The sequence below is a fragment of the Leptospiraceae bacterium genome, assembly GCA_016708435.1.
Lineage (GTDB): Bacteria > Spirochaetota > Leptospiria > Leptospirales > Leptospiraceae > UBA2033.
On record JADJFV010000035.1, the window covers coordinates 147,733 to 170,435 of the forward strand.

Genomic DNA, 22,703 nt, shown 5'->3' on the forward strand with positions numbered 1-22,703 from the left:
CTTTAAGCCTTGTTATTTTAAACAGATGGATATTGTATTTAAAGCTCTAAACGATAAAACTAGAAGAGAAATCCTAGAATTATTAAAGGAAAAAGATTTGACTGCTGGAGAAATTTCGGATCAGTTTAATATTTCAAAGCCTACTATTTCTCATCACTTAGATTTATTAAGGCAGGCAAATTTAGTAGTGAGCATTAAACAGGGACAGTATATTTATTATTCAATCAACAGCACAGAACTTGATGAATTGCTGAAATGGATTTTAAAGGTAAAAGACAAAGTCAAAGGAAAGAAAAAATGAAGTCAATACTCAAGCGAGAAATTTCTTTTTGGATCCTTCTTCTATCGCAGTTTCTATTTTTGATTTATGCTGGAGATAAAATTCCTTCTGAATTTCCTGTGCATTGGGACTTCAACGGAAATCCAGATTCCTATTCAAATAAATATACTCTTCCAATTTTAAACACAGTTATTTATCTTGCTCTTTTATTAATCCCGAAAGTGGATCCGAGAAAAGAAAACTATAAATTATTTTCAGATTCTTATTTTAAAATTCGATTTCTACTAACGCTTGCATTTGTCTTAATTTTCTATGGAATCTGTCTTCGATACTTTGGATTTCAATTTTCCGAAGCCAAATTAATCTTTATCTTTGTTTTATCTATCTTTACAATCATCGGAAATTATATGCGTAGCTTTCGTCCCAATTGGTTTGTTGGAATCCGCACCCCTGGACTTTAGAAAATGAAACAGTTTGGAAAAAGACTCATGAACTTGGCGGAAAACTTTTCTTCTACAATGGGCTAATAGGAATTATCCTATGCTTATTTTTAGATGGAAAAATTTTGTCTTTTATTGTTTTTACTTTAATCCTAACTGCGAGTCTAATACCGGTTATCTACTCCTACATTTACTATCGAAAGATAAATCCTAAATCAACCAAATAGACTCTATTCATATCCCTGCTATTCGATTTGTCGTAGAATTCCTTTTAGCATGGTAGGGACGATGAGCTGATGAAAAGGTTTTACAGGTAGAAAATATAGACTTCCGAAAATATTCTTGAACTTTACTGAAGTCGTAATGTTTATGAAATGTTTTTCTTCTTTAGATTCTACTAGAAGAGACACTCTAAAATCTAAATGCTTATCGTCTTCGCCTAAAATTATTTCCTTTTCCGTAAGTGCAAAGACTTTGAATAATCCGATTTGCTTACCTACTTGGAAATCAAAGTCTTTTATAGAAGTTCGATCTAGGTTAGAGCTTGGAGTCTTTAATCCAAAAAGGGATACGATTTTATTTCGGAGAGAAAATAATTTGTCTATCCAAACAGGAGAAGAAGAAAAAAAGGCTCTGCCTAAATCAATGGACGTAATTCTTCGTTGGGAAATGCATTCTCCTTTGTAACTATCAAAATAGTCATAGTTTGGGTGCATTTCAGATAATTTAGAATTTTGCAATATGGTTTGCCTTTGAACTTTCATAATACTCTACTTACAATAAATTTTACTAGATACCCGATAATCATGATACTCCGCAATGGTTTATTTATAGAAACTACGATAGGATATATTTCTTTAAAGATTTACTATTTGACTACTAGCCTTGTCATCTTCTCTGCAAGACCAATGCTTGCAGTAGTGCCAGAATTAAATTCTAAAAAGTCAGACTCCATTCCATCGGAAAAAATCACACCTGCTTCGGGCATATGACTTTCGAGGATAATTTTATTTTGCTCGGAAATTTCGCCCGCAACTAAGTCTGCTCCACTCCATTTACTACGAAATGGTTCGCGGACAATGAAGATTAGCCTTCTCTCGTCCCATTCGAGCTTCATACCGCCTAATTCTGATTTGTCGCCTTGGAAGCCAGCGATTCCCCTTACCATATTAAATAAGGAACTCAACCATCCGGTAGAGCCGGCGGGTGTTGATATGACTACGCCACTTGAACTATGACGTTCTTGTCTGCCCTGAAATTTTATTGTATAACGGGCACTGATATGAGACTTTGCTCCGATAAAAAAATCGTTGAAGGCAAACAAGTGTTGTCCGTCATTTAACTCTACTTTGCCCATGGTGATATTTCGAATGCGGGGACTTCCTTTTAATAAAGTATTCACTGCTTGGGCAAGAGTAGGAATTTGAAAGGGAAGTAAAATCCCATCAAACCTTTCCGGGTCTGGATTGACAGCAATGATTGGCTGACCATTCAAATACTTCGCCGTATTTACAACAAGTCCATCTTGACCTAGAGTCATTACAACATCTTTGGGACCGAATACGAAGTTTGGAAGAAAATTTCTATCAATAACTTGGAGTTTAATATCAGAGGAATTGCATGTGCTACTTGGTCGCGTGCATACTGATAATTAGAATCTTCCTTTTCGTAATCATCGAAAGACTGACCTCTCGATTGAACAAAGAATTTTGCCTGAGCCTTTGTGCTGAAGCGCTGCACGCTCTCTTGCAAACGAGTGGCTCGGATAACGAGTATTATCTTTTCTATTTCCATTAAAGTTTAGGCTGTAACCTTTGTGTTTTGGAAAATTAGAATATAATCATCAACGCCTTCCTGAAAAGTTTTTTTTAATTCGCTCAAAGATTTTCCTTCGAAGGTAACTAGATCATCAATTTCTTCTATCTTGCCATAGAATACTTCATCCCCAGAATTATAATGCATTGATCCAATAAAATCTTTATAAGTTAAATGGTCTTTCATGATTAAACCTTCCAATTTCTTTCTCATTCAATTTGCATGAGTAACAAAGGGCTTGCAACTACTTTTTAGTCAATGTTAAGATTTGACAATTCACCCATTTGCTCTAACCCATAAATATAATAAAGGATTTTACCACCGATTGCACGGATGAAAGATATCGGATTTTATAAATATGGCTGTGTTCTGTCCCCCGTCGCTCTAACGACCAACGACTTAGCATGTTCATCTCTGGTGAAAAAATCCTTAAGTTGACTGCATTACGAAAGAACTGTCGTCCGGTGCAAATATTCCGATTACGAAAAAAATAAAAAAAGATTGTTTTCTAATTATGAAATTCTTTAGCTTACATATACGTGAGGGCAATTGATGGAGTTTTTTGAACCATATACTAAATATATACTCTTTAACTTTTTTTCCTTTGGAACGTTACTCGTTACGATATTCACTTTTGCGTTCGCGTATTTTTTTCTGACTCTTCCAAATAAATCTGATAGCACATTTCATCTAGGTATAGGTTTCTTTTTTCTCGCTATTTTTAACACGGGATATTTCTTTGCTGCATTTTGCTATCATCCTATAGCTGCCTATCATCGTTGGCTGACAGGCGGGTTTATTTTGCCTGCCTTATTACATTTAGGGCAATTCTTCTTTAAATATCCAAGAGATACGAACCCAAAACTTTCTTCGCGCGTTCTTAAAGGGATGTGGGCAGTTGCAGTCATCGTTGATATTTTTTTCATTGCGGGCACATGGAATGCAGATAGGAAATTTCACTTCACAGGTCATTATTGGGATTTTGATGCAGAGCCGATCAGTCGAATGCTGGCAGCGTTAATCGCAATCTATACTATCATTTCCTTTTTGCTCATTGGGGGCTGGAAAATTTATATCACTAAAACAAAAGAACGCTGGGTGTTGTTGAAAATTCTATTCGCAATGCTAGTTGCTGCCATTACCCCTAACATTACAAATATTATGAGTCGTGATGGAGTAATGGAAAGATCTACTTATTTAATAGCGCTTACTCTTTTTTTGGTGATTGGATTTTTTATCATTTCGATTGTCTATGTTAATTCCACAAAAGATAGAACTACTTTTATGGTGAAGATTGTAGGGCTAACTCTTGTTACACTTCTTATTATTTTGCAAGCATCTAGCTTTTATTCTATGAAGGATAAAGATAGAGATTATGACAGCCTTCGCTTTGAAAACATGTCCCGTATTTTAGAGGGAGGAGATAAATCAAAAGACACAAAGTATTTTATACAACTTTCCTTGGATGAACTTGAAATTCAGAAGAAGGATTATCCAAGTTCGACTAATCTTGATTTGCCTCTTATAGAGGTAGACTTTCGAAATACGGTCATTTATGAAGATATCAAGAATTTGCCGGAGTCAAATTTTCGTTCTGCCTTAAATGAATACTTATTTAATACGCATCCTTATTTTGAAGGATTTAAAAATAGCATAGGCGAATACCTTGTTACTAATAAAGACTTAACGGATAGTGAATTAAAAGATGTTATTTTTCCATTTTTAAATAAGCTCAATAATTATAGCTTTGTTCATTCCAATAAAATTAGTCAGTTAGATTCTAAACAATTCTGTCCTGCTATCACAAAATATTTAAGTTCAAGTAGTCTAAAGAATTTTAGAATTGCAATCGAAAAGAATTTGTCGAATTGTCAGTGGAATGGAAGACCAATTGACTCAGTCAATCTGCGTCGTGAAATCAACAAATACTTTCGCTATTTTCAAGCTGCAAATACACGTTACTTTCGAAAAAGTATAGACGAGTTTGGAAACCAAAAGCATTACATTGCATATATACATTATGAAGTGTATACGCAAGTTGTAAGCGAAGTAGGTTACTCTTACTTAGCATACAGACAGTATATGCATACTACATCTTCCAACCAGCAATTCATTTTAATTATTGTAGTCTGTATAGTCATCGGCATATACCCATTATTCTTTCGAGGTAGTTTGGTAACACCGCTTTGGGATTTAGTTCATGCTTTAGAAAAAGTAAATCACGGAGATTTAGAGGTAGAAGTTCCCATAAAAGTAAATGACGAGATTGGTTTTCTTTCAGACTCCTTTAACTCGATGGTGATTTCAATCAAGTATGCACGGTCAGAGCTTGTGCACTATGCTGATAACTTGGAAGAAAAAGTAAACGAGCGCACGAAAGAAGTGCAAGAAAAAATGGATGAAGTGCAAAAATTAAAAGTGCAACAAGATGGAGATTATTTTTTAACATCACTTCTCACAAAGCCACTTTTCATGAATGCAAATAAATCCGAATTCACAAAGACAGAATTTTTAATAAAACAAAAGAAACATTTTGAGTTTAAGGGCAAACAAGTAGAAATTGGTGGAGATATTTGTGTTACCGGCAACTTGCGATTTGGCAACAAAGCAAAAGTTACACGTTTTACAATGGCGATGAATGCAGATGCAATGGGAAAATCAATGCAGGGTGCGGGTGGATCTATTGTAATGGGTGTTGCTATGAACTCAATCATGTCGCGTTCTGCTGCAAAAGATTGGGTTGTAGATAAGCCGCCTGAAGTGTGGCTAACGGACGTATACTACGAGATTCATAGGGTCTTTAAAACTTTTAACGGCTCGATGGTAATTTCTTGCACCGTGATGCTAATCAATGATGAGACAGGTGAAGTTTATTATTTTAACGCAGAACACCCGTATGCCGTGCTTTATCGAAATGGAAGAGCTGAGTTTATTGAAGACAGATTAAACCTTCGTAAGCTTGGTCTTGATTCGGAAATTCCGTTTCAGGTTTTTAAATTCGAACTAGAGCCGGGAGATGTGATTATACTTGCGTCAGACGGTAGAGATGATATTGATTTAACGCCTGAAGAGCCGGTTCGCACAATCAATGAAGATGAAACTTTATTTTTAAAGCATGTAGTTGCAGGTCGCGGTGATATAGAAGAAATCTACCATGGGGTTCAACGCTCTGGTGAATTCATTGATGATTTTTCTATTTTAAGAATTGGTTATAAAGAAGTCCCGGTTCATTATGCAAGTCCACAAGATGAGCCTGGAATTATTTTACCAAAAGACATTGACCATGACGACTTGGAAAGTGTCTATAGTGAATGTAAGAAATTGCTGCGAGATAATAAAGACGAAGTGGCAAGACAATTACTTCAAATTACCTACAATCGGTCAGAGGCTAATCAGAATAACCCTAAGATTAATAAACTCTATGGACTTCTTTCTTTTAAAGCAAGAGATTATATTTCAACGATTGAAGTGATTCGTAAATATCTAAAAGATGATCCAACCTATGAAGAATTTTGGTATTATCTCGCTATGGCTGAAAAGAAATTAGGTCATTATAATATGGCGACAGAGGCAGGTGAGCGGCTAAAAGAAATTAACCCTAGTCATGCCCTTAATATACTAAACCTTGCTGATGTAAATCGACTGATGGGCAAAAAAGAAGCATCCATTGAACTTACAAAATTAGTTTTAGAATTAGAGCCTAACAATACGGGTGCGAATCGTCTCATGCAAATTCTTAAGAATGGAACTATATGATTCCTGAATTTCCTGAGAATCTGATTTATCTAGAAAAAAGTTCCCGTCATGCAAATTTGTATGATGTAAGCCTTTATGGAATTGATAAGCTAGATGAGTATGATTCACTCGAAGCGCATATTGTCCTTTATCCGTATAGCAGGCGCATAACGTCCGAGAATGTTAGCTTTTATCCATTTGAAGAATATGTAAAAGATGTTCAATCCAATCATGTATCAGCTTACGCAAAAATCCAACTCAAGTTTCAAAAATTCTTTGGAGTTCTACTAGGCTCAGTGATTGCGGCAATATTTTACAAATACAAACCGGATGATTTATTTTCTGTTGAGTCTGTCGTTGCGGTATTTGCCGCTTATGCGATAGGAAAAGAAATCTGGGCGGATATCGAAAGATTTCTAATTAATATTTCTAAACGATCCAGGTTACGTTATACGGAAGACTATTATAAATACGAGCTAGAAAAATTCACAACGATGACTCATTATTCTACTCTCGCTAAGAAGCAGCGCTACGGCAAAGCGACATTACTCCCTGAGAAGATTAATTTCTTAGAGCTTAGTAATTCCCAAACTCTCAGAATGCATTTCAATCTGTCCGACATAAAGCCACCGAATGCTACAAGTGCACATATTTTTTCGATTCACATAGAAGGCGACATGCAATCTGATTTTGAAAAATACGGGCATCTATTTGGTGTTAAGATTAGTCTAAATAAGAAAGGTTTTTTCTTCACAAAAAAATTAGAACTATTTCAATCTCTCCACAACCACGAAAAAGGCTGTCTCGATGACGAAGAAGTCTGGTCAAAGAATGCAATCTACTTTCGAAGAGTTCTCACTGTTGGCAAAATCAAATACTTCCTCGAGCGCGGCGTAATTGCCAGTAAGTCGCTAGTTCAATATATAGAGCCAAAGTTTAGGAAGAGGAAGGGCTAATACTATTAAGCCGCAGTAGGTTTATCAAGCGGGTCATCTACTTCAATACTTTCTTCATATAAAACAACCGGATCGAGGTCAATGCATTCATACGGATTATAATCTCCTGTTACATCCCAAGCTAAGGTTTTATTTAATACAGTGCACCTATTCAAGTAGAAATCTTTGTCTTGCAACTTTCGGAAAACACCTTTATCTAAAAGAGGTGAAACGTCATAGAGTTTGATTTTTCCGTCACTAAAATACAGATACACTTTATAATTTTCAGTTGGATAAACTTGTAGGATAGTTATAATCATTTTTTCGTTCTCAATTTAAAGGATCAATCTTTTCAATCGTGCCATGATTTTTCGCTGATTCCCAATTAGACATTAATTTAACTTTATTTTATACTTCAAAAGAAAATGGCAAGTCATTTCTGAAATCAATTTTGAGGTAGATTAGTTTAATTTAAAATAGGAAATAAGGGCGGTTGTCACCCCCATTATGTTTCGACCCAAAGGAGAAACATTAAGTTTCGTTTTCAGTCGGGTGTCTCAAAGACTTGAGATTTCAAAAAAATGTTTAGCAGTTTAAATTTCTTATGCCGAATTGAAATTGAACGAAATTAAGGCTACTTCTCTTTAACCTCTGTAATCTTTCCCGTCGGGACATGAAGAAGGTAATTTCGTTTATCCACTGAGAATTCGATATTGCCGGTGTAGGGTTGTTTCAGTTTTAGGATTTGTTCGGAGTCCAATATTTCTTTTATAGAAAAACTTTGCTTTATTTGAAGGGGAATTTGTTTGATTAATTTCATATCGTTCGCTTTAAGTTCATCAAATAGTTTATAAGGATAAAAAATATATTTACTTTATTTTCACCTCTTTGCAGTTTTAAACATTTGTAAAATATACAAACTTCTTCCCAAGCAATGCAGTGATTACAATCACTAATTGGATGAACATAAACTTGATCAGAACTCTGATATAAATTCTTTTTTTCCAATGTATTTATATCAATAGTGTGGTATGAAAATAAACCGCCACCACCATCTCCGATAGTATAATAACTTATAAGAGTATCATTATCATACCAATAAGTTATATTTTTTTTCTCAATTCTATTTATAAGCTTAAAATTTTTCTTATTTCGTATTTCCATATAACATAGATACTCGATTTCGGCGTATAGATCATTGCAATCTACTTGGTGCGTTGTGCTTACGATATTCCCTGTCTTTGGATGCTTAATTGTAAAAAAATAAAACTTATCTCTACTAGGACTAAAGACTGGCTCAGAGAGGTAAACATCGAATACCCAACCAGAATCATTTCCGACTTCGACTTTAAACCATTTACCTTTTTGTTCTTCGATTGTGTCATTTCTTTCATTTTCAGGAAGTTGTTTGTGGCTAACCATTGTTCCGCGCGGAAGGAGTCGGATAGATTTTGCTTTGCGAGAAGGCGCATCGCGAAGATTGAGTCCACTATCGGGAGTTACAATCCATTTTTTAATAAGAGCCTTGTCTTCTGGATTTTCATTTGGTTTAGAATCTTGGATTGATTTGCAACTCAGTAAGACTAAGATTAGAAACAAAAAGAATTTCATTGTTCTAATATTTTGAGTAAGTGAGTTTTTTCAACGAAAAAGAGATAAGAAATTGTAGCTATTTGGTATAGACAGGTTGCCATTGATTCAATGAAATCATGATTAGTATGGATAGCCTCCGAAATATGTCTCGGTATAAAACACCCTGAATCCTAGCATTGTATTTCTAAATACATGTTTTGCAATGATCAAAATCACCGTTAATAAATTATTTTTTTGATATTCGAATTATTTGTTGTAGCAAATCGTTGTTAAATGAAAATTAGGCAATATATAGAAAATTATAATTTAAGAATACGATAGTTGAAATCGCATAACAATAATTATACTTTTATCATTGTATTTAGCAATCAGAGATCGAGCGAAAAAAAATAAATTAAAATAAGGGAAAATGAAATATTTTTATTCATGAAAAGGTATACATATACAGAGAGATAAAAAATAAAAGCAAGAGGAATTTAAGTATGAATACAACCACAATGGAAAAAGAAAAAACGGTTGTTCCTGTAGAATCAGAGATTCTTTCAAAACCAGCCACAGCTAATTTTGAAGGACAGACTCCGCTTCATGTAGCAACAAATCAAGGTGATATCGAACTGGCAAGAACGTTAATCGCCAAAGGTTCCGATGTAAATGCTGTCACAAATTTCTGGCATACGCCTTTGCATTATGCGGTAAACCGTGGAGGTTACGAAATTGCAAAACTACTTTTAGATAGTGGTGCTAAGGTAAATGCTCTAAGTAATTTCGATTACACTCCGCTTCATTATGCCGCTAACCATGGAAAGGTAAGAGTCGCTGAACTTTTAATTGACAAAGGGGCTGCACTAAATATTCAAAATACTTTCGGTCATACTCCTCTTCATTGCACGGCTAATCATCCGAAGATTCAATCTGATTGCGATAATTGTAAGAATGGTCGCTATATATTCTGTGGGGGAGTCCATGGTCGGACTGAAATCGCAAGATTGCTCGTCGATAAAGGTGCAAAGTTAAATTTAGAAGATGGAGATGGAAATACAGCTCTCGAAATTGCCAAAAAGTTTGGCTATGCCGAAATGGTGCATATAATTGAAGCAGGATTATTAATGCATACTAGAAGAATGGGTTAAGAGTGTTTAATTAAATAGCATTTGTGAATTTTGTCATTTCGAAAGTCTTCGGGGATCGTATCTCTGGTAATGTCTTGCACATTATCTGTGTTAATCGCATCCCCGTTAAGCTTAAATTTTTGAAAGTTATTTGAGAATAATATTATTCCGTCTTGGTTTAAATGATCTAAGCAGTGGTTGATTAGAAATGGATGATCTTTTTGAACGTCAAATGGAATCGGCATTTTCTTAGAGCGAGAAAACGTCGGAGGATCAATCACTATTAAATCAAATCTCCAGCTTTGTTTCATATTTTCTAAAAAGAATTGCACGTTTTCTCTGATCGCAATATGGTTAAATTTCTCTAGTCCGTTTAATTGGAAGTTGTCGCGTGACCAATCACAATAGGTATTTGACATATCTACCGATGTCGTATAACGCACACCTGCCTTCGCTGCAACAACACTAAAAGAAGAAGTATAGGAGAATAGGTTTAACATTCTCTCTTTACCTTTTGCGAATTCATTTTTTACAAGAGTGCGAGTCTTTCTGTGATCTAAAAATATTCCTGTGTCTAAATAGTCTTTTAGGTTTACAATTAGCTTTGCGTCATTTTCCCGGATTACAAATCTTTCTTTTTCGGAAGCTACTTTTTCGTATTGTGCTCCTTCTTTTTGTCTGCGACGGGATTTATAGTATTGGTTTTTTGATGAAATGCCTAGAACTTTTTCTACTGCTAATCCAATTTGTTCTATCAGCAAATCTTCATTCGCCGTAGAATCGTCTTCATAGATTTGGATATGGGCTTTCTTTAGATAGATATCAATCGCAGCCGGAAATTCCTGTAATTCCCTATCATAGACTCGATAGGCATCTATTTTATTTTTTAAAATCCAGGAATCTAATTTTCCCTGGTTGCTAGTTAAAATTTCTATTAATTCATTCATGGATTATTACTACTTTTTTTGGTAAGAGTGAATAGAAAAGTTTTTTAACTAACACGGTCACCTCTCACGATAAAGCAGTTCGAGGTGACTGTAAAAGTCAGCCTTGCTCTCTTTCTAAAAGGCTATTTAGTAAATCAGGACTGATGTTTAGGTTTCCAATCTTCTGTGCATTCTTCGCAAGGTCACGCATAGCGCGACTGACGATTTGTTGTGAATTCATCTGATTAGCCGCTAAGACTTCTAATAGCTCAGGGCTAAGTCCTGCAAGAGCGTTAAGCTCTAAGCGTAAAGCTTCTCCTTTTGCTTTGGAAGCCTGAATTGTATTTTCGGATTGGTGGCTAACAAGTTTTTTGCGCTCTTCTTCTCTTAGAATTTCTGCTTTTAATCTTTGGGATTCAATTTCATCTTCTTTTTCTTGCATTGCCATTTGTGAATTCATTCTAGCTTCTTCTAAGAGACTTTGTTTTTCTTGAACGGCAATTTCTATATTCATTTGCTCTTCGCGGATTTTGCGATTTTTTTCTTCGATTGCGATTTGTGTTTGTAATTCGTTTTCTTTGATTTTACGCTCTTGCTCTACTGCAAAATTTCTTCTTACGTAAATGGCTTCGTCTGCTTCTTTGAGGAGTGTTTCTCTCGCACTTGCTTCGAGGGCTCTAGACATTTCGGGAGTAGGACTTACCTTTAGAATGGCAAAGTCTACTACTTCGATTCCGAGTGCGGATAAGGATTCGTTATCTTTCAGTCTGGATTTAACATGAGTGACTAGCTCACTTCCTGACTTGAGGGCAGTGCGAAGATCCATACCGGAAAGCTTTTCGCGAATCGTTACTTGGATAACGTTTGTTAGCCGGACTGGAAGTTTTTCAAATCCATCTCCTGTGTAACGACCATTAGCATCTACGGCAAAATCAAGTAAGCCGGCAAGTTTTGTGGGTTGTAAGACTCGATAGGTGAACTGACCCTGAATGTTTATTTCCTGATAGTCAATTGTAGTCTCTTTGAAAATAAACGGCGAATCACAACTAGCCGCAGGAACAATGACTACGTTAGCAGAAGGAGCATAGTAAAAAAAACTAAGACCTGTTCCTTCTGCACGAATTTTACCTTTGCGATAAAGAATTGCATAATCGGTAGGACGAACTTTTATAAATCGAATTCCAAACATGGATTCATTGTGATTACAAAAAAAACTCTGTCAAGTGAAAAACTATTTCTTCTCAGGAATCACAGAATCTAAAAAGTTTTTAATATCGTTTAAAACAATTTCTCGATTTTCAGGAAGTTCATTCATCAGCTCATGATAAAGACCAGTATAAATTTTTAAAGTCTTTTTATTGGAAGTTATATGGCTATCTAATTCGATACTTCCTCTTGCTTCAGCAATTCCATCAGCATCTCCGTGAATCATGAGAACAGGAATTTGGAGGAGCTTTGCTTTTTCAAAAATAGCATACGATAGGTGAAATAGATGATTTGCCATTTGAAAAGAAACTTTACCATGGTTGAGCGGATCTTTCTTGTAATCCTCAACTACCGCTTTATCATGACTTAGTAAATTTACATCGATATTTGCATCTACAACAAATTTAGGAATAAATTGAGCAAAGATTTTAGCTAGCTCACGTTTAAATAATTTCTCCAAATCAAATTTAACTTTTAATGCGGGGGAACTTACGATTAGCCCATGCATCTTATCCTGGTTGTGGACTTCCAAGGCAAATTGTAAGGAAATGACTCCACCTAATGAGTGACCTAATAAAAAGAATTTTTCTTGTTTTTCCTCTGCTAGAGCTATGTGAACTAAATCAGACAAGTCTTCAACATAATATTGAAATTGATCTACGTGCCCTCGAATTCCTTCCGATCTTCCATGACCTCTTGCATCCAATGCGTATATGGAAAAATCAGAATCTTTTAATTTTTCTAAAATATTTTTATAACGATCACTATGCTCTCCAAATCCATGTTGTATAATAAGGAGTCGATTTGCATTCGGCTTTTTCCAAGATTGATAAAATATTTTTGTATTGTCTACTGAGGAATTAAAGCTGCTTTGTTTGTTCGTGTATGTCATAATATCCTTCTTTTGGTATTATTAACAATTTTTTTAATTTTGAGTAAATCGTATACTTAAATTTGATTGAATCTGAACAAATATTTGTTTGGTAGTCTTGTCATTCCCTGATATCTTTTAGAAGGGATCTAATTGGAAATCTCAACTCCTTCGATATGGCAAATAACATTATACTACTTTACACTGAATGGAAGGAATTGCTACTTTATCAAAAAACAATTCCCATTAGTTGTAAGAGGCATTACAAACATATCAAATTTTCCTTTTGAAGTATTTCCGGCAAATGCGCCCTCTGTTTGTCCGGAGATATAAATATTTTTGTTCAAACCAGTTGCAACACTGAAACCATAATCATTGTTAGCCGTTCCATATAATTTTACTAAGAGTTTTTGACCCGATGTATCGTATTTTGCTAGAAGTATATCATATCCACCTGCATTTGTATTCCCATCTAAAGTAGAACTATTACTTGATCCTGTAAGTATAAGATTATTTTCAGGATCAATAACAATATAACGGAATATATCATCATTAGTTCCCCCGATTTGACGAGACCAAATTTGATTTCCTGACGAGTCATATTTTAAAATCACTGCATCGCTACCGCCTAATTGTGTGTTGCCGCTTAGACCGCCAGTTACATAACCCGATATATAAATGTTTTAGCTTTTATCAATGACTATGCCGGAGGAGCTATCATCACCAGCAGTCCCAATTAAACGGGTCCAGAGTAGATTTCCTGAAGAATCGTACTTTGTCAAAAATATATCCGAGCCCCCAGCATTTACATTTCCATTTAGATTCCCGTTCGTGATACCAACTACATAGATATTTCCACTATCGTCTGTTGCTACTGAATATGCAAAATCATCGCTTGAAGTTCCAAGCAATGTAGTCCACTGTCTTGTTCCAAGGGAATTAATCTTCATAAGAAATGCGTCTTGTCCTCCTAAGTTTGTATTCCCGTCTAAATTACCATTACTAGCACCTACAACGTATGAATTACTCGAACTATCAGTCGTTAGTCCGAAGATGATATCCATACCAGAAGTTCCTGATTGGTATAACCATTTTTTATTTCCATCGGCATCATAAGAAGCAAGAAACAAATCTAAACTACCCGCATAAACATTACCGTCGATAGAGCCCTGAACCGCTCCTCCCACATAAAGAGTATTTTTTGTGTCAATTGCTAAACTAAAACCATAATCGTTTAAAGCACTACCAAATTGTTTAATCCAAGAAAGGTTACCGGCTAAATCATGTTTGGCGATAAAAAAATCAGAGGCACCAATGCGTGATTCACTATTGATTGCGCCGGACGCATAGCCAGTTGAATACAATGCATCCGTTGAATTAAACACAGTATCAGCGATTCCATCATCTGCTTTAGATCCTCTTTGAGCTATGGCACAATATTGAGTAGGATTCAAATAATTATAAAGAAATATGTAAGCAGTTAGTTTAGGTCTGACAGAATCAGAAATAGTAAATAGATCGCCCTTTTGCTTTTGCCCACAAACTATAAAAAATAAAGGAAAAATTATTATCAGGTTAATCATTATAATGCGTTTCATATATACTATTTCCATTCTATCCATTTTTAATGTTTACTTTAAGAATAAAAGCCTAAAAAAAACTCTTCTTATTTTAGTGAAATGCGAACAGAACGGCGATGACAATTCTTCAAATTCATTTTATCTTACAACTAGCCATCGCCGGCAAATGAGATGTAACCGTTTCGAATTCTTTTTGTCCACCCGTTACACTTGGAAATTTATCTAGACCTAAAACTTTTCCAGAACAATTTAATTGGGTAATCTTATCGGTGAAGATAAGATCATTTTTCTCACCCGTGAATGTAGTTGGCTCCGTGATTAGATTTTTTAGAATTTGAAAGTATAGTAGGGATTTTAGGAAATTCTCTGTGTGGTATTTTTTATCTGTATAAAAATCTCCACCGAAGAAAGTTTTTCTCTCGGAATACTTTTGATACGCAAAGTTTACAACTTTTTCAAAGTCTATAAGCTCGCTTTTGTTTCCGGCACTCGCATGAAAGGGCAATACGGAAACCTTTGCTCCATTGGTTAACTCTAAAAAGAAAAAAGTAGGTGGGGATGCAAAGTCATTTCTGGCTTCTGGATATTCTAGTGGAATCATGTCTACAACCTTGTCTTTATTGACGCAGGTTGTATTTTTTGTATGGTTTAGAATTTGATTTCTTTCGTCGAGTCTGGGAAAACTATCTGCACAGGAATAGTTTAGATTTTCTTTTGCATAAAAACTTTCTAACTCAGTGGATATATTGTCGTTATCCGTTCTAAGTCCTACTAACGAAATCGAATCACATTTTTTTGTTAATTCGATTAAGTAGTTATTCTTTCCAGTCCAATCTGTTAGTTTCTTGGGAGTTAATTTTTCTAGATTCCAAAAGCAAACGGAAAATAAAATAGGTTTCGATTTGCCTTCGAAGTTTTCATCTACAGTAACGCATTGAGTTAAAATTAGAATAATCAGGATTATCCAGTGCTTTCTCATTTCTTAAGATTTACAATAGCGGATAATTGCTCTAAGATTCCACCGCTAGAAGAAAGAGAAATCGAATTTACCTTTTCTGAAATTTTTTCAATGTATTCTAATTCTTTTAGGCGATAGAGAGTTGGGTTTTCTTCCATGAGTTTTGCTGTGTTTAATAAACTGCGAGTAGAAGCTGTTTCTTCTCTACGGGTAATGATATTTGCCTGTGCTTTTTTTTCTGCAATCAATACAAGGTTAAGAATATCTTTTATTTCTCCGGGGAGGATAATATCTTTTACCCCCGCGAAGGTAAACTCAATTCCGAAAGTGGATGATTTTTCTTTTAGTTTAGATAATACAAAGTCACCAATTTCTTGTTTCTTTTGTAAAAGCTCATCTAGCTTGAGAGAGCCAATGTATTCACGAAGACTGAGTTGGAGTAAAATATAGATTTGCTCCTGATAGTTTTTGATTTCCATAAATTTCATTGGGTCAATGATTTTATACTGCGAAGTGAAATTTAATCGGAGAGTAATTTTATCTTCTGTCATCAACTCTTGTCCATTGACATCAAGCTGTTGTTGTCTCAAATCAATTTTTACAACGTTAGTCGTCACAACTCCCGCCCAGAAATAGTATTTGCCAGGCTTTAAAGTTGCCTGATATACTCCATTAAAATACAAAAGTCCCGCTTCGTGATTCTCAACTTGAAAGGCATAATAATAACCCTGTAGTTTTAAGTTTGTGAAAATGGATTGTTGGAACTCTTCACTCGGAATTGGATTTCGCGTGTCGATTAATCTAAACTCATGTATCTTTAAAACATTCCAATACGCATAACGTCCTGGCTTTAGCACTTCACTTAGTAGATTATCTTCATAGTGAAGACAGATTTCAAAGTCTTTTACTTCTACAATTGTGAGTTCGGCTAATAACGATTCGTCTTTAATGAATAGATTTAAATTCTTACTTGTAAGAAATGGTTTATTCAAATCCATTCTGATGAGTTCGTGTCCTAGAAATGCGGATAATAGATGTTTTCCTGGCTTAAGAGTTTTGATATAATTTCCATCTTTAAATAAAAGTCCTCTTTCGTCGTTATGTATGAGTGTTAGCATTATGCTCTCCTTATAAAATTCAAATAGAGAGAAAGAAAAATCCTCCCGAAAAGAATACGGAATAGAGATTAAGATAAAACCCTAAGCACCGGTTCCAAAGGAATGGGTGAAGTCAGATTCAATCGGTATCTGCTCTACTGCAAAGTTTTTTCCTCGGCGCTGGCAAATGCAAAGTAGCCGCAAAGGTCAGCATGAGAATTTTTCTTTCTCTCGGAGTTTTGGTTTGTTGACAGATCCATAGTCTGGTGCCTTAACCACTTGGCTATATCCCCTGAGAGATAGTAGGATTCGAACCTACGTTGGATTCATACTTTGCAACCGCCAAAATACTGATTCTCGATGTAAGAGTAAAAGTAATGCTAGATCTTTTTGAAATCTAAACGTCACAGCAATTGCTAATTACAAACCCAAAGTTAATTTCTTTGAGCTAGTGAGATTTGGCAAGAATTACTTCTTTGTGAAATTTTTCTTTTGTAAGTTTTTAATTTGGTGAATGGAAAGACCGGTGACTTCGGAAATAAAATCAGGCTTAAGATTTTTAGAAAGCATGGTCTGAGCAATCTCAATATTTCTTTGTTCAATTGCTTCTTCTTTTGATTTTTCGAGTTGGTATTCCGTGCGGGCTGCATAGTCTCTTTCTGTTTTGAGCCATGCTTCGTAGTATTCACGAGATTTCTTATCATGGGAAACAAACTTCAATTCGTCTAAAGCTTTTTTAATTTTAGGATTTTTCTTTTTTAAAGTCTTCATTTGTTCCCCCTTTAATTTTGTTGCTTCTTTTAGCAGATAAACCCAGTCATCCAAAGGACTTTGCGATGAATGGAAAGTCTTTATATATTTAGGTAATTCTATGATGTAGATGTTTAAATTATCTGTCAACAGAATTTCAGGCTTGTTTTTATCAGAAATCTGAAAATACCATAGGAATTTTTCTTCTTTCGGGAATATTTCAAAGTTCACAAAATTGAAAGAATAAATTCTAGGAAGCTCTGAGTATTTTTGACCCTTCGAAATTGACTTTGAATATAGTTTCGCCCAATAGTATAGAATTCTCTGGGAGAAGAATTTTTGATAAGAGGCTTGCATTTCGATCAGGAATTTATTACCAGTCGCATCAACTGCTTTAATATCCAACACAATTACTTTTTCTGTATTCCTATCTTTTGGAATTTCTGGATTCAAAACTTTAAGGCTAACAATGCGTTTCTCCTTTTGGAATTCTGGAAAGGAATTCAGAAGATTCATCAATACATCTTCATGCTTGGAAAAAACTGCCTTAAATACGAAATCATTTGTAAGAGGAAGGAGCTTCATTCTGCGCAGAATTATAGCATTGCGGCTAATGGAAATACTATTTTGAAAAAAGTTTGGTTTATTACATAGTTTGACAAGTTTTTGTCGCTAGAGCGTAATCTGATTCAATATACTTCCGATAGCCTGTCGTTTACTCCTCTTCGGTCTACCTGCGCTTATTTCTACGGTGATTTTGCGGTGTAAGTTGGGGTGGGTAACCGATGTTAGACCGAAGCTATAAGCGTAGCTAGACCGGGGGAGAGTAAAAGGAAGCTGAAAGGAATCCCTTTCTAGATACTCGAAGAAATGAAATTCATTGGCTCGAATTTTTATGCTTTTTATTGATTTTGTTCATTTCCTCGACTATGATAAATATCATAGTCGAGAAAATTTCAAATTAATAAAAAAATCTTTGACTTTTTTGAAAACCATTACTCTAACTACTAACACAGATTTATAGAGGAGACGAATTTTTCAATTCAGGTAACCTATAAATCAAAAAGCATACATATAAATATCGATTAAAAACAAGAGGATGGAAAATTACTATGAACAGAGAGTTAATAAATATTAAAGGAACACATGAAAAAGTAGAATTTGAAAGTATTTTAAATGTGCACGGAAAGAACGAAGAAGGACAGACTCCTCTTCATATGGCGGCAACTCGCGGTCATATTGAGTTAGTTGCTTCGCTAATTGAAAGAGGAGCTGATCTAAATCCTAAGAGTAATTTTGGTTATACCCCGCTTCATTATGCTGCCAACCAAAGTGGTGTTGATATTGCAAAGCTTCTAATCGATAATGGTGCCGATGTGAATGCAAAAAGCGATTTCGAATATACTCCCCTTCATTATGCAGCACATCATGGCAAGACAGAGATTGTTAAACTTCTTATTGAGAAGGGAGCTACTATCAGCAGGCAGAATATGTTTGGTTTCACTCCTCTTCATTATGCTGCAACACATGGACGAGTCGAAGCCGCTAAAGTTCTGGTTGAAAAAGGTGCTGCTTTGCATCTCGAAGATGAAGATGGGCATACTGCATTGGAACTTGCCAAAAAATCTGGTTATGCCCAAATCGCTGAAATGATTGAACGCACCATGAAGAGATCTAAGCTTATTTGAATTACTGATTAAAAAGCGGTTTGAGAATTTGTGTTCTGATCTCTTCCGCTTTTTGAGTTTCCCCAAACATTTTCCCCTCGTGATCGACTAGAAAGAAAGTATCCTTTGCTCGTTGTGTAATATTGTCTGTGTCGATGATTCCAGATAAAATATTAATTTTATTTTCTAAAAGGACCTTTGTTACATGGTATAGAAGACCTCGACCCGAGTCAGCTTCGATATAAAAACAAGTTTGCTTTCTGTCTAATTCATCTTGAAAAATAAGCTCAGCACGCTCGCGAAAGAAATTTTTAATGATAGGTGCTTTGAATTCATGATTTAGAAAAAGCTCTTCTAGGCCTTTTCGTTTTGAAAAGATTGCGTCCATCATCAAACCAATCTCTACAGCTTTTTTGGTTCCCATATTGGATTCTGCTTTGAGTCGAAGCGTGTCGATAGCGTATTCGGTTCCATTTTCTTCTACGGTTAGAATTTCTCCTGAAATAATATCCCAGCCTAGAAGAAATATGACGGAAGCCATTCGGTGGAATGTCCCAATCTCTGTAACATCTGTCTTGAGTGTCACTAGAATTTCATCGTCTAGTGTTTTGTAATGGAAATCAATCATCGCATGTAAGTATTTTCTTAATACAATTATAATCAATTAGAAATTCTTACTATTCTGGGAGGAACCAGGTTTCGAATTCTTTTTGGAATTTGACGGGAATGTATTCGGTGAAATGATAATTAGCAAAATCATTCTTTGCAAAAGGATCTTCCTTACAAAAATCTTTCATCGCTTCTAAGCTTTCTGCTCTTGCAATTAAGATTCCTCCATCTCTTGGATTTTGTGGACCTGAGCTTAAAAGAATTTTTCTTTGATAACCTGAATCTAAGAATTCTCTATGCTGAGTGAGGACCGTATCAATTTTCTCTATTGGGACTTTGTATTCTAAACGGATGATGAAATGTTTCATATATTTCTTAGATTTTAAAGGGTAACTTGCTCTACAAGTGAAAAATTATTTTGTTTACTTTTATTCGTGTAATAGTTTGATTTACTCTGGATGGCAATATGTTTAAACGAAACCTTATTTTTTATTTATTAATTTCCACTTTCTTTTTTTCCTGCATTCCTCCTTTTCAGAAGAAGGAAAAAAAAGACAATCTTGGTCTTTACCTTCTGGCTGCTCGATTATTAAATACTAACTCTTGTGTCGGCGGATTTTGGGCGCTGAGCCTTACCTCGAATGCTTATTCTTGTCAGCCCGCTAAACTTGTGGCATCAGGCACCAATATTGAAATTTATGAACAGACAGGTCTTTCGGCTGAGACAAATTATTCTGGCTTTAAGTATTCCAATGTTGTAACTGCTTTCGATACGATTATATATCCCAAGATGACGAATGCCTTTGGTGCTCCTACTGATATTGATGGGAATAAAAAAATTACTGTTTTTGTTTTAGACATCGGGAGTGGAGTAGGCGGCTATGTTGATCCAGTTCAGTTTATTCAAGACTACCCCGATGATATTACGTTTAGGTCAAATCAGAAAGAACTCATCTATCTAGACGGCAACGCCTTATTAGCCCTTCGAAAGAAAGAATTGTCTGCTAACTTGCCGGATACTTTTTTATCTAGCCTCGCTCATGAATACCAACACTTAATCAGGATGCAGCATGAGCTTGGGTTTAAGACTCTTATCCGCACACTAGATGATGTTACGAATAAAACTTTGACCTTTGATGATACTTGGATCAATGAAGGAACGAGTGAAGTGGCAAGTGATATTGCAGGTTATGGTCCACAATCTTCTAGAATGGCATGTTTTAGAGGGGATCCTGCAACTAGTTGCGTAGAGGGCGCTGCTGGTTTTTCGCTTATTACATGGGAATCGTCTATTCGCAATTACGCGTCCGCTTATACTTTTATGTCCTACTTATACAATGTATCTGGAAGCACGGATACTGAAAAGACTGCGTTTATTAAAAATACAGTTGTGGGTAATAGCTCTAAGCTTCGAGCCAATACATTGACTAATATGATGACTCTTTTTCAATCTGCGGCTAAGTATAATTCGACGCTTCTAGGTGCTGATGCAACCGGCATATATAGAAGATTATATGCTACCTTTCTTTCGCAGGCATTTAATCCAAATCGATATCCGGGAACATCTACTTTATTTATTGGCACATCTACTATTGGCACAATGAGTGCATTACAGACTGCGTATCCATTGCCTTCTGTGTTAAATCCAATTTATACCTACGCGTCCAATTTTGGAATTGTAAAGGGCTCTACATTTTTAATATACCCATCTGCCTTCTATCGAGTATCTGAAAATTCTTCCATTGCACCGGATAATGTAGACACTGTTAAAATTTGGAATGGAAGCCCAGGTGCCTTTGGTCCTGAATTTATTATCTTTAACGGAAGAATAGATACAACTCCAGTCTTGTCAAATGGAAGTATTCTTTCTGAGAAGAACTCTTCTGAAGTGAACACAAGAATGGCTACAACAGAAAATTTGAAATGGACTCCGCTCATTTCTAAGACAGGTGAGTTATTTTGTCCGCATTCTTTTGTTTCAAGAGAACGGTTTGCCGCTAAACAATTCAATATGCAAAGGCGATTCAATACCAATCAGATATTGAAATAAAAAACTTGTTTATAATTCTGTAATACTCATTCTGGTATTAATAAAAGGATACGTGTATGCCCGTTGCTGACTATTTTAAAGTGAGTTTTAAAAAACCAGAGTTAAGTGAATCGATCGCTCAGATTATAGAAAAAAAAGCGAAGTTAAAAAGCCAATTAGAATCATGCTACTCTAGACTCGAGTCTATTGAAATTTGTAACAGCAATGCAAAATCAAGTGATGCTCTTATTCTAGCAAATTATCTCATTGCGGATATTGCGAATTTGGCGCTATCTTACTTTAATAAACCCGCAATTTTAAATACCGATAATTGGCTAGATAAAATAAAAACCATTTCCGATGAAGAGATTTCTTCTAGTTTTAATGCGCATAATTTGATTCTTACTTCTGCATACAAGACAGAAGAAGAAAAAAGTGAAAAAGTAGAAACCTCTCTTGCTGATTTACTCTATTCGATTGAAAAATTTATATTTAAAAAGAACAAAGCTCAGTTTGCAAATCCTGTGGATGATTTTAAAAAGAAATCTGCCATTCAAGCCATTATAAGCATAATTGTAGTTATCCTCTTGCTCAACGTTGGCATTAAGCAATTCAATAAATTAAAACCAATTAAGAGTGACACTGCAAAAATTTATTTCATGAACGCGCAAGCTCCTGCACCGGTTGCGGCTAATACGGTTACTGCTGAAGTAAAACCTTCCGAAGAATGGAAAGATGTTAGTTTCGTTTTTCCTCAGCCGACAGATATCAAAGACATTAAAGTTGAGCCAGTGCATCAAAATTTTGCAAGGATGCAATTAAAAGAAATAAAATACTTAGATGAAAGTAAAAGTGTATTGAGAGAAAGAAATTTCCAACTCAGCAAAATTGGAATGATCGAAAACACAGAGACAAATGAAATTTGCTGCACGGAAGACTTGAAGCCAGGAAAACTTATTCCCGGTGCATACTTCGAAGTAGAATCAACAAGTGCAAATCCAGCCTTCTATGTAAAAATGGAAAATACGAAAGCAGTAAAAGAAATCATTTTAACATTCCGCTATATTAAGAATACTAAGAAGTTTGCGGATTAGGAATATTTG

General features: G+C 35.3%; 24 protein-coding genes and 1 pseudogene. 9 read left to right on the forward strand and 16 right to left on the reverse strand.

The window, feature by feature from the left end; all coding sequences use genetic code 11:
• Nucleotides 1–25: 25 nt before the first annotated feature.
• From IPH52_25970 to IPH52_25980, 3 genes are read left to right on the forward strand one after another with little or no spacing between them, the layout of a single operon-like run.
• Nucleotides 26–301 carry a winged helix-turn-helix transcriptional regulator gene (locus IPH52_25970; GenBank protein MBK7058434.1) on the forward strand — a complete coding sequence of 92 codons (276 nt, stop codon included), beginning with the start codon at nucleotides 26–28 and terminating at the stop codon, nucleotides 299–301.
• On the forward strand, nucleotides 298–741 hold the full coding sequence (locus tag IPH52_25975) for a DUF1648 domain-containing protein (GenBank protein MBK7058435.1): 444 nt from the start codon (nucleotides 298–300) through the stop codon (nucleotides 739–741). Before IPH52_25970 ends, IPH52_25975 begins: the two co-directional genes overlap by 4 nt.
• Complete coding sequence (locus IPH52_25980; protein ID MBK7058436.1) at nucleotides 708–947, forward strand: SdpI family protein; 240 nt, start codon at nucleotides 708–710, stop codon at nucleotides 945–947. Before IPH52_25975 ends, IPH52_25980 begins: the two co-directional genes overlap by 34 nt.
• A gap of 18 nt (nucleotides 948–965) precedes the next feature.
• Here IPH52_25980 and IPH52_25985 read toward each other — a convergent pair whose 3' ends face one another.
• From IPH52_25985 to IPH52_25995, 3 genes and pseudogenes are all read right to left on the reverse strand, one after another.
• The gene (locus tag IPH52_25985; GenBank protein ID MBK7058437.1) at nucleotides 966–1,436 is read right to left on the reverse strand and encodes a DUF2867 domain-containing protein; all 471 of its coding nucleotides are present in this window, start codon (nucleotides 1,434–1,436) and stop codon (nucleotides 966–968) included.
• A 152-nt stretch (nucleotides 1,437–1,588) separates the two neighbouring features.
• Nucleotides 1,589–2,514 (reverse strand): annotated as a pseudogene (locus IPH52_25990) (NAD+ kinase).
• Between the two features lie 6 nt (nucleotides 2,515–2,520).
• Complete coding sequence (locus tag IPH52_25995) at nucleotides 2,521–2,748, reverse strand: hypothetical protein (protein ID MBK7058438.1); 228 nt, start codon at nucleotides 2,746–2,748, stop codon at nucleotides 2,521–2,523.
• A gap of 339 nt (nucleotides 2,749–3,087) precedes the next feature.
• Between IPH52_25995 and IPH52_26000 the strand changes: the two genes are divergently transcribed.
• Together IPH52_26000 and IPH52_26005 are read left to right on the forward strand one after the other, a co-directional pair.
• Nucleotides 3,088–6,291, forward strand: a complete 3,204-nt coding sequence (locus IPH52_26000) for a SpoIIE family protein phosphatase (GenBank protein MBK7058439.1) — start codon at nucleotides 3,088–3,090, stop codon at nucleotides 6,289–6,291.
• Nucleotides 6,288–7,226: a hypothetical protein gene (locus tag IPH52_26005; protein ID MBK7058440.1), complete on the forward strand. Its 939-nt coding sequence runs from the start codon at nucleotides 6,288–6,290 to the stop codon at nucleotides 7,224–7,226. The genes IPH52_26000 and IPH52_26005 overlap by 4 nt, the downstream gene beginning before the upstream one ends.
• A gap of 5 nt (nucleotides 7,227–7,231) precedes the next feature.
• On the opposite strand, the gene IPH52_26010 is transcribed toward IPH52_26005, so the two are convergent.
• From IPH52_26010 to IPH52_26020, 3 genes are all read right to left on the reverse strand, one after another.
• Nucleotides 7,232–7,525, reverse strand: coding sequence for a DUF2442 domain-containing protein (locus IPH52_26010; protein MBK7058441.1), 294 nt, complete (start codon nucleotides 7,523–7,525; stop codon nucleotides 7,232–7,234).
• 314 nt (nucleotides 7,526–7,839) lie between these two features.
• Nucleotides 7,840–8,025 carry a hypothetical protein gene (locus IPH52_26015; protein MBK7058442.1) on the reverse strand — a complete coding sequence of 62 codons (186 nt, stop codon included), beginning with the start codon at nucleotides 8,023–8,025 and terminating at the stop codon, nucleotides 7,840–7,842.
• Nucleotides 8,022–8,816: an SH3 domain-containing protein gene (locus IPH52_26020; protein ID MBK7058443.1), complete on the reverse strand. Its 795-nt coding sequence runs from the start codon at nucleotides 8,814–8,816 to the stop codon at nucleotides 8,022–8,024. Before IPH52_26020 ends, IPH52_26015 begins: the two co-directional genes overlap by 4 nt.
• Before the next feature lie 464 nt (nucleotides 8,817–9,280).
• Here IPH52_26020 and IPH52_26025 point away from each other — a divergent pair, with 464 nt between their 5' ends.
• Nucleotides 9,281–9,928 carry an ankyrin repeat domain-containing protein gene (locus IPH52_26025; GenBank protein ID MBK7058444.1) on the forward strand — a complete coding sequence of 216 codons (648 nt, stop codon included), beginning with the start codon at nucleotides 9,281–9,283 and terminating at the stop codon, nucleotides 9,926–9,928.
• Here IPH52_26025 and IPH52_26030 read toward each other — a convergent pair.
• The 8 genes from IPH52_26030 to IPH52_26065 form a co-directional block, all read right to left on the reverse strand.
• On the reverse strand, nucleotides 9,925–10,854 hold the full coding sequence (locus IPH52_26030; GenBank protein ID MBK7058445.1) for a class I SAM-dependent methyltransferase: 930 nt from the start codon (nucleotides 10,852–10,854) through the stop codon (nucleotides 9,925–9,927). The two genes, IPH52_26025 and IPH52_26030, sit on opposite strands and share 4 nt — an antisense overlap.
• 97 nt (nucleotides 10,855–10,951) lie before the next feature.
• Nucleotides 10,952–12,022, reverse strand: coding sequence for a band 7 protein (locus IPH52_26035; protein ID MBK7058446.1), 1,071 nt, complete (start codon nucleotides 12,020–12,022; stop codon nucleotides 10,952–10,954).
• Nucleotides 12,023–12,064: 42 nt separating this feature from the next.
• Nucleotides 12,065–12,931, reverse strand: a complete 867-nt coding sequence (locus IPH52_26040; GenBank protein ID MBK7058447.1) for an alpha/beta hydrolase — start codon at nucleotides 12,929–12,931, stop codon at nucleotides 12,065–12,067.
• A 200-nt stretch (nucleotides 12,932–13,131) separates the two neighbouring features.
• A complete protein-coding gene (locus IPH52_26045) occupies nucleotides 13,132–13,524 on the reverse strand; it encodes an SBBP repeat-containing protein (GenBank protein ID MBK7058448.1) in 393 nt (130 codons plus the stop codon).
• 69 nt (nucleotides 13,525–13,593) lie between these two features.
• Complete coding sequence (locus IPH52_26050) at nucleotides 13,594–14,508, reverse strand: SBBP repeat-containing protein (GenBank protein ID MBK7058449.1); 915 nt, start codon at nucleotides 14,506–14,508, stop codon at nucleotides 13,594–13,596.
• A 115-nt stretch (nucleotides 14,509–14,623) separates the two neighbouring features.
• Nucleotides 14,624–15,469, reverse strand: a complete 846-nt coding sequence (locus tag IPH52_26055) for a hypothetical protein (GenBank protein MBK7058450.1) — start codon at nucleotides 15,467–15,469, stop codon at nucleotides 14,624–14,626.
• Nucleotides 15,466–16,566 carry a slipin family protein gene (locus IPH52_26060; GenBank protein MBK7058451.1) on the reverse strand — a complete coding sequence of 367 codons (1,101 nt, stop codon included), beginning with the start codon at nucleotides 16,564–16,566 and terminating at the stop codon, nucleotides 15,466–15,468. Before IPH52_26060 ends, IPH52_26055 begins: the two co-directional genes overlap by 4 nt.
• 447 nt (nucleotides 16,567–17,013) lie before the next feature.
• Nucleotides 17,014–17,880: an Rpn family recombination-promoting nuclease/putative transposase gene (locus tag IPH52_26065; protein ID MBK7058452.1), complete on the reverse strand. Its 867-nt coding sequence runs from the start codon at nucleotides 17,878–17,880 to the stop codon at nucleotides 17,014–17,016.
• Between the two features lie 527 nt (nucleotides 17,881–18,407).
• On the opposite strand from IPH52_26065, the gene IPH52_26070 reads away from it, so the two are divergent.
• On the forward strand, nucleotides 18,408–18,983 hold the full coding sequence (locus IPH52_26070; protein MBK7058453.1) for an ankyrin repeat domain-containing protein: 576 nt from the start codon (nucleotides 18,408–18,410) through the stop codon (nucleotides 18,981–18,983).
• Between the two features lies 1 nt (nucleotide 18,984).
• On the opposite strand, the gene IPH52_26075 is transcribed toward IPH52_26070, so the two are convergent.
• The gene (locus IPH52_26075; GenBank protein MBK7058454.1) at nucleotides 18,985–19,626 is read right to left on the reverse strand and encodes a hypothetical protein; all 642 of its coding nucleotides are present in this window, start codon (nucleotides 19,624–19,626) and stop codon (nucleotides 18,985–18,987) included.
• Between the two features lie 13 nt (nucleotides 19,627–19,639).
• The gene (locus IPH52_26080; GenBank protein MBK7058455.1) at nucleotides 19,640–19,939 is read right to left on the reverse strand and encodes a GTP cyclohydrolase; all 300 of its coding nucleotides are present in this window, start codon (nucleotides 19,937–19,939) and stop codon (nucleotides 19,640–19,642) included.
• A 98-nt stretch (nucleotides 19,940–20,037) separates the two neighbouring features.
• Here IPH52_26080 and IPH52_26085 point away from each other — a divergent pair, with 98 nt between their 5' ends.
• A complete protein-coding gene (locus IPH52_26085; GenBank protein MBK7058456.1) occupies nucleotides 20,038–21,621 on the forward strand; it encodes a hypothetical protein in 1,584 nt (527 codons plus the stop codon).
• 56 nt (nucleotides 21,622–21,677) lie between these two features.
• Entirely contained in the window at nucleotides 21,678–22,694 is a 1,017-nt protein-coding gene (locus tag IPH52_26090; protein MBK7058457.1) for a hypothetical protein, read from the forward strand.
• Nucleotides 22,695–22,703 lie beyond the last annotated feature (9 nt).

Excerpts from the sequence above, each read along its gene's own strand:
- IPH52_25970 (MBK7058434.1), top strand. The coding sequence starts at position 26 with ATGGATATTGTATTTAAAGCTCTAAACGATAAAACTAGAAGAGAAATC.
- IPH52_25975 (MBK7058435.1), top strand. The coding sequence starts at position 298 with ATGAAGTCAATACTCAAGCGAGAAATTTCTTTTTGGATCCTTCTTCTA.
- IPH52_25985 (MBK7058437.1), bottom strand. The coding sequence starts at position 1,436 with ATGCACCCAAACTATGACTATTTTGATAGTTACAAAGGAGAATGCATT.
- IPH52_25995 (MBK7058438.1), bottom strand. The coding sequence starts at position 2,748 with ATGAGAAAGAAATTGGAAGGTTTAATCATGAAAGACCATTTAACTTAT.
- IPH52_26000 (MBK7058439.1), top strand. The coding sequence starts at position 3,088 with ATGGAGTTTTTTGAACCATATACTAAATATATACTCTTTAACTTTTTT.
- IPH52_26005 (MBK7058440.1), top strand. The coding sequence starts at position 6,288 with ATGATTCCTGAATTTCCTGAGAATCTGATTTATCTAGAAAAAAGTTCC.
- IPH52_26010 (MBK7058441.1), bottom strand. The coding sequence starts at position 7,525 with ATGATTATAACTATCCTACAAGTTTATCCAACTGAAAATTATAAAGTG.
- IPH52_26015 (MBK7058442.1), bottom strand. The coding sequence starts at position 8,025 with ATGAAATTAATCAAACAAATTCCCCTTCAAATAAAGCAAAGTTTTTCT.
- IPH52_26020 (MBK7058443.1), bottom strand. The coding sequence starts at position 8,816 with ATGAAATTCTTTTTGTTTCTAATCTTAGTCTTACTGAGTTGCAAATCA.
- IPH52_26025 (MBK7058444.1), top strand. The coding sequence starts at position 9,281 with ATGAATACAACCACAATGGAAAAAGAAAAAACGGTTGTTCCTGTAGAA.
- IPH52_26030 (MBK7058445.1), bottom strand. The coding sequence starts at position 10,854 with ATGAATGAATTAATAGAAATTTTAACTAGCAACCAGGGAAAATTAGAT.
- IPH52_26035 (MBK7058446.1), bottom strand. The coding sequence starts at position 12,022 with ATGTTTGGAATTCGATTTATAAAAGTTCGTCCTACCGATTATGCAATT.
- IPH52_26040 (MBK7058447.1), bottom strand. The coding sequence starts at position 12,931 with ATGACATACACGAACAAACAAAGCAGCTTTAATTCCTCAGTAGACAAT.
- IPH52_26050 (MBK7058449.1), bottom strand. The coding sequence starts at position 14,508 with ATGAAACGCATTATAATGATTAACCTGATAATAATTTTTCCTTTATTT.
- IPH52_26055 (MBK7058450.1), bottom strand. The coding sequence starts at position 15,469 with ATGAGAAAGCACTGGATAATCCTGATTATTCTAATTTTAACTCAATGC.
- IPH52_26060 (MBK7058451.1), bottom strand. The coding sequence starts at position 16,566 with ATGCTAACACTCATACATAACGACGAAAGAGGACTTTTATTTAAAGAT.
- IPH52_26065 (MBK7058452.1), bottom strand. The coding sequence starts at position 17,880 with ATGAAGCTCCTTCCTCTTACAAATGATTTCGTATTTAAGGCAGTTTTT.
- IPH52_26070 (MBK7058453.1), top strand. The coding sequence starts at position 18,408 with ATGAACAGAGAGTTAATAAATATTAAAGGAACACATGAAAAAGTAGAA.
- IPH52_26080 (MBK7058455.1), bottom strand. The coding sequence starts at position 19,939 with ATGAAACATTTCATCATCCGTTTAGAATACAAAGTCCCAATAGAGAAA.
- IPH52_26085 (MBK7058456.1), top strand. The coding sequence starts at position 20,038 with ATGTTTAAACGAAACCTTATTTTTTATTTATTAATTTCCACTTTCTTT.
- IPH52_26090 (MBK7058457.1), top strand. The coding sequence starts at position 21,678 with ATGCCCGTTGCTGACTATTTTAAAGTGAGTTTTAAAAAACCAGAGTTA.